A 10,299-nucleotide genomic window follows, 5' to 3' on the forward strand; every position below is an offset into this window, starting at 1 on the left:
TGTCCACTTTTTATTCTAACTTCATTTGTTCCGTTATTTGTGACAAAAGTGCTGTTTTTAGGGTGCCCGCGGACATCTATTCCGCTATTCATCGAGAATAGTGCTAATGTAAACCAAATTGAACCAAATAACGGATTAAATGTCCGCCAACATCAAAAAAAGGGGGTTATTCTACCAAATAACGCACTAAATGTCCGCTCAACCAACGTTTCTCCAAAAACTAGTTCGCAGTTTTTATCTATTTCGAATCTGAACGACTGAGTTGGGGTGGGAGCTTGATTTGTACTGACCCGAATAGTCCTAGTGAAAATAAGCCTCGGGTCTTAGTCTAAAATATATCCGTAGTCCGTTACCCAAAAAGATGAGACAAGCTATCATTAAGACATGGAAGGAGGGAATGAAAGTTGAAAACATTTCTACTTATCAGTTTAACGGTAATCGCCTCAATCATTTTACTAGCAAATTTAGGCCCGATGATCATGCTCTTGATTAGTGTGGTAGTTGCTTACTACGGTGTGAAGCAATTCATCTTAGCGAATACTACCGGAAAGAAAGTCGGCTGGGGGATTGTCATCTTAATCGGTGTTTCTATGTCACTGTCTAACATACCAGCATTAATCGGCGTGGTAGCTTTAGTCGTTTTGTATTACAGTTATAAAAAATATCAGGAAGAAAAAGAACGTCAAGATTACTTAGAGTGGGACAAGCTTTAAATAAAACTAAGGAGGAATATAATATGTCAAACTTATTTACACGTATTAAAGATTCGGTGATGGCGGATTTACACGAGGCAATGGATCGAAAAGAGGAGAAAAACCCAATCGCACACGTTAACCAATACATTCGCGAATGTGAGCAGGAAGTAAAGAAAATCAAACGGCTGGTGGAGAAACAATATGAAATAAAACATGATATTGCAAAAGAATTAAACCACGCCAAAATGATGGTTGAAAAGCGTAAACGACAAGTTCAATTAGCAGAAGAAATGCAAGAAACGGAATTGAAGACGGAGGCACAAACAGAATTAGAGCAATTCGAAGCACGCGTTGCCCATTTAAATGAAATGTCCGATAAATCTGTCAAAGATCTAGAAAGCCTTGAGACAAAATATGTTCAAATGAAACAGAAATTAAAGGATCTATATGTTAAACGACTGGAATTACGCAGCAGAGAAAATGTTGCTCGTACGAAACAAGGGATGAACAAAGTGTTGGAAACCGAATTAGTTTCCAAAAGTGCTTCGAAATTTGCAGAGCTTGAAAGCTACATTGAACGCATTGAACAGCGTGTCCAATCAGATTATCGCCTGCATACTTTAGATGCACGCTTTCAAGAATTAGAAAAAAAAGCTACAACAAACAACTAAAAACATGCTATCCTATAAAGAGAGTCTATGATCATTGTGAAGAGTGATTCTCCATGACCGTTAGAAGTGATAGAAGTAGGTGCAGTAGATACTGCACCTTTTACTTCCTGTTAAAAATGTACAAAAAGGAGGTCTGCACCAATGTCAATCAAACCAAATAGTGATCTATTAAAGACTTTATTGATCATTGGCTGTGTATTTTTACTTGTAGAATTTATTTTTATGGATGCTGGCCTCCTTTTTCTTATTGCATTAGGGGCAGTCGGTATCTACTTCGGAAGGCGTTCCTTTCATACTACAACAGGTAAAACGCTCTTCTGGGGTGGCGCATTCATTGTTTTTATTGCTGTTATTAATACATTTGTGATTCGCTTTTTTATTTTTGTTATTATACTTTATTTCGCTTGGCATTGGTATCAACAGAAACAAAAAGAAAAGCAGCCGTTGCCTAATCATATTGATCTAACAGAAGAAACATTATATGAAGACCGTGTTATTCAAAATAAATGGTTTGGCAAATACCATACAACTCAAAATGGTTTCTCCTGGCAAGACCTTAATATTCAATCAGCTGTTGGTGATGTTGTCGTTGATTTAAATGATACGATGCTGCCTAAGGAAGAGTCAGTCATGGTCATTCGCCATCTTGCAGGAAAAATTGTTATTGTCGTACCGTATGATGTAGAAGTTACGATTGATCATACAGTTGTATTTGGTGATATGGAAGCATTTGATCACGAGGAGAAAAACGCCTTCAACCGACACATTCAATTGCAAACAAAAGGGTACCATGAATCACCTCAAAGGGTAAAAATCTTTACCCAAATGATTGCCGGAAAGCTTGAGGTGAGAAGAGGATGAAAATGTATACAAGAATGGTCGCTACCGGTTCTCTGTTTGCTTTATTCCTTCTCATCATTTTAAGTGTATTTTATTACTTAGCATTTCCAATCGAAAATTGGCAATTACTATGGACGACAAAAGTTTTAGAGATTCCATTTGTCGTCATGCTACCAACTATTACAATCCTTTTCGGTTCGATTATCGGTATTATTATCGCTGCAATTTGGCAACGCCGGATTCAATTTTTAGAAAATAGTTTAGCAAGATTGCTGAAAAACCAAACTTTTTCTGACCCTGTTTCATATGAAGAAATGAATCATGTGCTTAGCCGGTTAAAAGAGGTACAGCAATACATTCAGGATCAAACGAAACGAACTCAGAAATTAATCGATGAAAGAGCAAGTGCACAGGAAGAGACCATTAATCAAGTTATTTCCGAAGAGCGTAATCGTTTAGCAAGAGAGTTGCATGATTCTGTCAGTCAGGAGCTTTTCGCTGCATCGATGCTTGTTTCTGCTGTGATTGCATCGAATAAAGAACAAAAAGAAATAAAGACCAAACAATTGCATCAAATTGAAGCAATGATTCAACAGGCACAATTAGAAATGCGGGCACTGCTGTTACATTTGCGGCCAGTATTATTAAAAGATAAATCATTAAATGAAGGAATGGAGCAACTACTAGAAGAGCTTCATGCCAAGGTTCCAATGGATATTTCCTGGCGTTTGGAAGAAATCAAAGTAAACAAAGGAATTGAAGATCAGCTGTTCCGAATTTTACAAGAAGCACTTTCCAATGCGTTAAGACATGCGAAAGCTTCGACTATTGACGTATTGTTAATCAAACGTGATGATTTTTTAATACTAAGAATCGTCGACGATGGTATTGGATTTAATGTGCAGGAAAAAAAGGAAAGTTCTTATGGTCTTACTAATATGTATGAACGAGTAGCAGAAGTCGGTGCCAGGCTCAACATTGTAAGTCTGGAAAATGAAGGGACCAAAATAGAAGTGCGTGTTCCATTAATCAGTGAAGAAGGTGGGAAAGAATGATAAGCGTATTATTTGTCGATGACCATGAAATGGTGCGAATCGGTGTGAGTGCGTATTTGAGGACACAGGATGATATCGATGTGATTGCAGAAGCGGATAATGGCGAAAAAGCAGTAGAATTAGCATTAGAACATAAACCAGATGTGATTTTAATGGACTTGGTCATGGATGGAATGGATGGTATCGAAGCAACGCGAAGAATTATCGCAAAATGGCCGGAAGCAAAGATATTAATTGTTACTAGTTTTATTGACGATGATAAAGTCTATCCTGCTTTGGAAGCTGGTGCGACAAGTTATTTATTAAAGACTTCCAAGGCAGATGTCATTGCTAAAGCTATTCGTGATACCTATGCTGGAGAATCAGTTCTTGAAAAAGAAGTGACAGCTAAAATGATGGCGAAATTCAGTAGCCGAAAATCGAAAAGCTTACACGACAGCTTAACTAAACGGGAACTGGAAATCTTATTATTGATCGCACAAGGTAAGACCAACCAGGAAATTGCTGATGACCTTTTTATTGCGCTAAAAACCACAAAAGTACACGTCAGCAATATTTTAAGCAAACTTGAAGTACAAGACCGAACACAGGCGGCTGTCTATGCTTATCAAAATGGATTGATTGAAAATGAACAATAAGTGACAAAAAGATGGGATCCTTTTCCCTGCCGCTTTATCACAGTGTTAAACGTCTGTAAGATTTCAAGTAACACAAAACAGACGCTAACACTCTGATCATAGTCTCACTTTATAATCCTAAAGTGTTATTGGGTACTTTAATACGGAAAGAAATATTATCATTGATTAAATCGATTTGCTGTGCCCTTATATGGAAATTACTTTTTAGTTCCATCTGAGTTAAAGCAATATAAATATGTTCTTCTTTTGGGTTGATTGTAATCCATTCAGGTGTTTTCACTCGGCTACTGACATATTGCAAGATACGATCTTGAGGTAACCGTAATAATCCCAGTGACATTCCGGTTGATTGAAGAATAACGTCACCATTTTCTTGTACGATCGGTTCAAACGAAATGTTGATGGGCACTTCTGTTGAAAAAGCTTCTACACTCCCCATCAAATGGACTTCTTCATCTAGCCGGAGTGAATATTGAATATTATCCAGCTTCGGTAATTCCCCGATATAAGCATTGACCAGTTCATTCAAGTTATCTTTGCTGGAGCGGATTGTAAATTCCGCCCCTGCTTGATCCTCAAGAAATACTTTTTCTGGTGGTTCCGCACCAGGCGCCGGCCAAAAAATGAAAAGTACAATCCCCACAATAAGAGCAAGATTAATGGAAACTAAGGTGATAAACATTCTTTTCCAATTGGTTATTTTGTCTTCCATTCATGTCATCCTTTAGTTTTGAACTTCTTGTAAATCATTTTCTAAATAAGTGATGACCCGCTCTGCCATCAGTTGGTATCCCCTATGATTTGGATGGAAATTATCATCTGAAAAGACATTCTCTGTCTCATACTGATAGATATCCTGCATCGGAATATAATGAACCTGCTCATATTGATTGGTAACTTGTAAGCTTTCATTATTCCAACGTGTTAAAATCTGATTTAATGCTTCAATATCACCAAAATATTTCTCGAAAGGGTTGAAAAAGCCTAATAGATAAATGTCTGCTTCTGGTTGTACAGATATAATGTGATCTAATATTTGTGATAATCGCTCACCATAAGGGCCACGTCCTTCGATAAAAGGTTCTTCTGTTAGATTCATGAAATTGTCTTTCATAATTTGCATAATATCATTTGCACCAATCGTAATAAGGACCATGTCTGCTTTTGCTAAAGATTCATTAATCTCAGGATTCTCCTGTAATCTTTTTAACAAATGATCTGTACGATTACCACGTTTACCAAAGTTATCAAATGTGACGTCGATATCTTGTTCATCCAATTGTTCACCTAAAATACCAATATAACCACCATTGCCTGTTTCATCACCAACCCCTTGGGTTAAGGAATCGCCAATCGCGGTTATATGTGTATCTTTTTGAAAAAAACTAAGTGCCTCTCTTACTGCGTTGCGCATGTTTTGGGTAAGAGATTCTTCTTCTTCCTCTTCGATTGTTTCTTCTTCTGTCGTCTCTTCGGATGTTTCTTCATTGTGTTGTGAAATAGTATCATTTGGTCCCTTATGATCCTCTTGGAAAAACAATAGAAAGATAGCGACCCCCGCAATGAAGATAAATATAATAAGAAAGATGAACATCTTTTTGCCCATTACCAACACCTACATTAAAAAGTCTCTTAATTGATTATACCCGTCTTTTAAACTTGTTAACAGAAAATATAGATACAGTACAAACTGCAAATAAAGTGAACTCCCAACTGAATTTTTGGCTGAGCTCGGACATTTGTTCCGCTATTTGTGACAAAAGTGTCGTTTTTAGGGTGGTCGCAGACATCTATTCCGTTATTTAGCGAAAATAGTGCTAATGGAAGCACAAATGAACCAAATAAGGGATTCAATGTCCGCTAACATCGAAAAATAGGTGATTTTCAGTCAAATAACGCACTAAATGTCCCCTTCATAAATGTTAGCACCTAGATAAATTATCACTAGTTCGCAGTATGTCTCTATCTCGAATCAGATAATGGCAATTAATCTTTGGTTATGTGTTACAGGTTATGCAATTCATGCGCTGAAAATGCTTGTTTTGTATAATGGTATGTATTGTATCACACCAAAGATTTTATGGTAAATAGGAAAATGTGCTGTAAATATAATAAGGCCGCAAGCCATATAAAAGGTCTGCGGCCTCATGTATTTATATTTATCTTGGGGAGATAAATAACGATGTTCAGGGAGAAAGTTATTCTCCTCGGCGTAAGCGATCTGCTTCCTGGAACGGGCATTTATCTTCAATGACAATTTGTCCGTTTGCTTCTGCCTTAGCTTTCGTTTCAGTATCTGTTTGCTCTTTGGCAAACCAGACAATTTTGGCTTGATCAGTATATGCAGTTGCTGCTTCCTTACTATCAGTGACAAATAAAATATCAATTTCACCCTCTGCAGTATTTGCAGAAACAATTTGGTAGCCTAACTTTTTCAATTTAGTTAGTGCATCTGAATTGTCGATGTCACCTGCTACTGCAATTGTTTTCGGACGAATATCGCCATTCTCTCGAGCTAATGGAGATGAAAGTGCCCATGCAATGGCTTTCTCAGTATTTGGCTGGATCGTTGGTTCACTATTTGTTGCTTTTGCAATTGCCTGATCCAGGTCTGCAATAATATCATCTGCCGTTTCAATGCCGACAGATAAACGAATTAGTTCTTCTTTAACACCAGAAGACTCTAATTCTTTTTCATTTAACTGCTGGTGTGTAGTAGATGCAGGGTGAATAATTAATGATTTAGCATCTCCAACGTTGGCCACATGAGACCATAGATTAATATTATCTATCACTTGACGACCTGCTTCTCTACCACCCTTTATACCAAAGACGATAATAGAACCAAAATGGTTACACAAATATTTTTTTGCTAATTGGTGAGACGGGTGATTTTCAAGACCAGGATAAGATACCCATTCAACTTGCGGATGGTTTTCTAAGTAATTTGCTACAGCCTTCGTGTTCTCACTATGGCGCTCAATACGTAAATGTAACGTCTCTAGCCCTTGTAAGAAATAAAATGCATTTTGTGGACTTAAAGATGGACCGATATCTCGTAATAATTGTACCCGCAATTTAATGGCAAATGCAGGTGGTCCAATATCGATTCCAAAACGTATACCGTGATATGTTTCATCAGGTTCAGTGAAGCCAGGGAATCGTTCATTATTCCAATTAAATCTGCCGCTATCTACGACAATACCACCGATCGATGTTCCATGGCCGCCAATCCATTTAGTTGCGGAGTGTACTACGATATCAGCACCCCAACTGATCGGCTTACATACATATGGCGTTGCGAAAGTATTATCAATAATTAATGGTACACCTTGTTCATGTGCGATATCAGCGACAGCTTCAATATCAAATACATTCAAACTAGGGTTTGTAATGACTTCCCCAAAAATTGCTTTTGTTTTAGGTGTAATCGCATTTCGGAAATTTTCTGGATCTGTTCCATCTACAAATTTCACGTCAATACCGTATTTAGGCAATGTTTTGTTAAACAAATTGTAAGTACCACCGTATAAATTACTATCTGCAATAATTTCGTCCCCTGCATTAGCAAGGTTTAAAATCGCTAACGTGATAGCCGATGCACCAGATGCTGTCCCGACTGCCGCTACGCCATCTTCTAACAGGGCAATACGTTGTTCGAATGCATCAACCGTTGGATTCATAATTCGCGAATAAATATTACCCATTTCAGCTAAAGCAAATAGATTTTGTGCATGTTCCGTATCATTAAACACATAAGATGTTGTTTGATAAATCGGAACAGCGCGAGCATTTGTTGCTGGATCTACTTGTTGCCCACCGTGTAATAGATTTGTTTCACTACCTGGAAATTGGAACGAGTTTGTCATTATGTATCCTCCTCTTTTAAATAAAAAACCTCTTCTTAACGAAAGGTAAGAAGAGGTTGAAAATACTAGTTGTCCTCCTCTTATCTTTCAGGTAAAACCTGTAGGATTTAGCACCATTTCAATTTGATGTTCAAACTGATGGTTGCCGGGCTTCATAGGGCCTATTCCCTCTGCCACTCTAGATAAGAGTTACTACATATGTAATTGAATTGTCCTTATTATAAGTTATATATTGGAAGTCGTCAATCAAAAATCAGAATATTAATAAAAATTAACGGTAGGATCATTTATCATGCATCTGCATAAAATAAAGTGGATAATTTTATCATAGTCTCACTTTAATTAGAAAGGAGCTCGCAAAATGTCACAAAAAGGTAAAATACCAGACTGGGGAGAAGATCTCATTAAGAAATTAGATGCCTTTCTCTACGAAAAACCAACACGAAATGTAATGGAAACAATCGATAGTTTTTTTGAACAAGCAAAAGTACCGAAGCAAATTCCTGTAGATGTTGCCGAAACTGAACAGGAGTGGATTGTCCGTGTCGATTTACCAGGTCTTAAAAAAGATCAAATACAACTGCGTATAGTAGGTAATCAAATTACAGTAATAATAGATCATCATGAGGAAACCGAACAGTATGATGAATCGTATCATTATTATCACAAGGAAAGAAGGCAGCATCGTAACGAGCGCACCATTACATTGCCATATGCAGTTGATAAAAGCACAGCCAAAGCAAGCTTCCAAAATGGAGTTTTAGAAATTAGGGGTCCTAAAACTAAAAAAGACAATGATTCGATTACGATCGACTAAGCTGATAGCGATTGCTATTAGCTTGGTCATAATTGTGCTATATTAATAGTGTGTATGGTGTCGAGGAAGGGAGGGCTTCATGTGGAGATTACACAGCTAGTTGTAAGCTTTATCTTAGTTTTCAATATTCTTTTGTCTTTAACCATTATCTTTTTAGAGCGCAAAAATGCAACTGCTACATGGGCTTGGATTATGGTATTGACATTCATACCAATTTTTGGCTTTATCTTATATCTTATTTTCGGTCGAAAATTAAGTAATAAAACGATTTTTACATGGGATACCAAAAGCAAGTTAGGTGTCAAAACTGCTGTACAGCATCAATTGCGAGACATTGAAAATGGGGATTTCTTTATTAATGATCCAAGGATGTACCAATATAAAGATCTATTTTACTTGCATTTACGTAATAATGACGCCATCTTTTCGCAGGATAACGAAGTTAACATATTTACCGATGGTAATCGAAAGTTTAACTCTTTATTGGAAGATATCGAAAATGCGACCGATCATATTCATTTACTGTATTACATAGTTAGATCTGACCATCTTGGTTCACGCTTAGCAGAAGCTTTGATAAAAAAAGCGAAAGAAGGAGTCGAAGTCCGTTTTTTATATGACGATTTAGGTTCCCGGTCATTAAGTAGGAAGCTAGTTCGAAAAATGCGACATGCAGGAGCTGAGGTCGAAGGTTTTTTCCCGCCATTGATTCCGAAAGTTAATTTTAAAATTAATCACCGTAACCACCGTAAGCTGGTTATTATTGATGGCAAAGTCGGCTATATAGGTGGTTTTAATATTGGTGATGAATATCTTGGGAAAGATAAGCGGTTTGGATATTGGCGTGATACGCATTTACGCATTACAGGTAGTGCGGTCAAGCATTTACAAACACGGTTTATTCTGGACTGGAATCAGGCATCCCGTCATGATATTGAATATAATGAACGTTATTATACAGCTGTTCCCGCTGGTAATGTCGGCATGCAAATTGTTTCAAGTGGGCCGGATTCCGAATGGGAACAAATAAAACATGGTTATATAAAGATGATAATGTCAGCAAAAGATTATATCTTTATACAAACGCCTTATTTTATTCCAGATGAAAGCCTGTTGGATGCTTTGAAGATTGCTTGTCTATCAGGAGTGGACGTCCGGATTATGATCCCGAATATGCCAGACCACCCCTTTGTCTATTGGGCAACCTATTCGTATATCGGGGAAATGTTAAAAGCCGGGGCAACCGTTTATATTTATCAAAAAGGCTTCTTGCATGCTAAAATGATTGTAGTTGATAGTAAAATAGCATCGATTGGAACGGCGAATATTGATGTGCGAAGTTTTCGTCTCAACTTCGAAGTAAATGCTTTCGTATATAATGAAACGATGGCAGAAATGTTAGTCGATGAATTTGAAAAAGACATGGAGCACGTAACCAATCTTACATATTCTCTCTATCAACAACGTTCCTTATGGATCCGTTTCAAAGAGTCTATTTCAAGATTGATTTCACCGATTTTGTAGAGATTCAGACAGAGAAACAGAACCAATTTGCTATTCAAAATCCATATACTACGCAGTAACTGGACATGGATTTGCGTTGTTCCATCCTGTTTTTGGAGAAGTGTTGTCATTCGCTCCGGCAGAATACTGCGCTTTCCATGGGCACGGCCTCAGCCAGGGAACTACGGTGAAATATCTTCCTTGATCCCTT

At 37.4% G+C, this 10,299-nt stretch carries 11 protein-coding genes and 1 riboswitch; of the genes, 8 read left to right on the plus strand and 3 right to left on the minus strand.

Annotation, left to right across the window (positions count from 1 at the left end; genetic code table 11):
• The 6 genes from J5J03_RS00200 to J5J03_RS00225 all read left to right on the plus strand — a co-directional run.
• On the plus strand, positions 1 to 261 hold a 261-nt coding region (locus J5J03_RS00200; protein WP_208585534.1), incomplete at its 5' end, for a hypothetical protein.
• A 143-nt stretch (positions 262 to 404) separates the two neighbouring features.
• The gene (locus tag J5J03_RS00205) at positions 405 to 713 is read left to right on the plus strand and encodes a lmo0954 family membrane protein (RefSeq protein WP_208585535.1); all 309 of its coding nucleotides are present in this window, start codon (positions 405 to 407) and stop codon (positions 711 to 713) included.
• A gap of 23 nt (positions 714 to 736) precedes the next feature.
• Positions 737 to 1,366, plus strand: coding sequence for a PspA/IM30 family protein (locus J5J03_RS00210; RefSeq protein WP_208585536.1), 630 nt, complete (start codon positions 737 to 739; stop codon positions 1,364 to 1,366).
• A 141-nt stretch (positions 1,367 to 1,507) separates the two neighbouring features.
• Positions 1,508 to 2,227: a cell wall-active antibiotics response protein LiaF gene (gene liaF / locus J5J03_RS00215; RefSeq protein WP_208585537.1), complete on the plus strand. Its 720-nt coding sequence runs from the start codon at positions 1,508 to 1,510 to the stop codon at positions 2,225 to 2,227.
• 2 nt (positions 2,228 to 2,229) lie between these two features.
• Positions 2,230 to 3,261: a sensor histidine kinase gene (locus J5J03_RS00220; protein ID WP_231710530.1), complete on the plus strand. Its 1,032-nt coding sequence runs from the start codon at positions 2,230 to 2,232 to the stop codon at positions 3,259 to 3,261.
• Positions 3,258 to 3,899 carry a response regulator gene (locus J5J03_RS00225; protein WP_208585539.1) on the plus strand — a complete coding sequence of 214 codons (642 nt, stop codon included), beginning with the start codon at positions 3,258 to 3,260 and terminating at the stop codon, positions 3,897 to 3,899. Before J5J03_RS00220 ends, J5J03_RS00225 begins: the two co-directional genes overlap by 4 nt.
• A gap of 109 nt (positions 3,900 to 4,008) precedes the next feature.
• Here the strand turns inward: J5J03_RS00225 and J5J03_RS00230 are convergent, their stop codons facing one another.
• The 3 genes from J5J03_RS00230 to J5J03_RS00240 form a co-directional block, all read right to left on the minus strand.
• Positions 4,009 to 4,611: a YpmS family protein gene (locus J5J03_RS00230; protein ID WP_208585540.1), complete on the minus strand. Its 603-nt coding sequence runs from the start codon at positions 4,609 to 4,611 to the stop codon at positions 4,009 to 4,011.
• 12 nt (positions 4,612 to 4,623) lie between these two features.
• Positions 4,624 to 5,505: a GDSL-type esterase/lipase family protein gene (locus J5J03_RS00235; protein ID WP_208585541.1), complete on the minus strand. Its 882-nt coding sequence runs from the start codon at positions 5,503 to 5,505 to the stop codon at positions 4,624 to 4,626.
• A 592-nt stretch (positions 5,506 to 6,097) separates the two neighbouring features.
• A complete protein-coding gene (locus J5J03_RS00240; RefSeq protein WP_208585542.1) occupies positions 6,098 to 7,768 on the minus strand; it encodes a PLP-dependent aspartate aminotransferase family protein in 1,671 nt (556 codons plus the stop codon).
• A 77-nt stretch (positions 7,769 to 7,845) separates the two neighbouring features.
• Positions 7,846 to 7,957, minus strand: a riboswitch (SAM riboswitch).
• Between the two features lie 172 nt (positions 7,958 to 8,129).
• Between J5J03_RS00240 and J5J03_RS00245 the strand changes: the two genes are divergently transcribed.
• Together J5J03_RS00245 and cls are read left to right on the plus strand one after the other, a co-directional pair.
• Positions 8,130 to 8,585 (plus strand): Hsp20/alpha crystallin family protein, encoded by a 456-nt coding sequence (locus J5J03_RS00245; RefSeq protein WP_208585543.1) that lies wholly within the window; start codon positions 8,130 to 8,132, stop codon positions 8,583 to 8,585.
• Positions 8,586 to 8,666: 81 nt separating this feature from the next.
• Positions 8,667 to 10,109 carry a cardiolipin synthase gene (gene cls / locus J5J03_RS00250; RefSeq protein WP_407927786.1) on the plus strand — a complete coding sequence of 481 codons (1,443 nt, stop codon included), beginning with the start codon at positions 8,667 to 8,669 and terminating at the stop codon, positions 10,107 to 10,109.
• Positions 10,110 to 10,299: the final 190 nt, after the last annotated feature.

The sequence above is a fragment of the Gracilibacillus suaedae genome, assembly GCF_017599345.1.
Classification (GTDB): domain Bacteria; phylum Bacillota; class Bacilli; order Bacillales; family Amphibacillaceae; genus Gracilibacillus; species Gracilibacillus suaedae.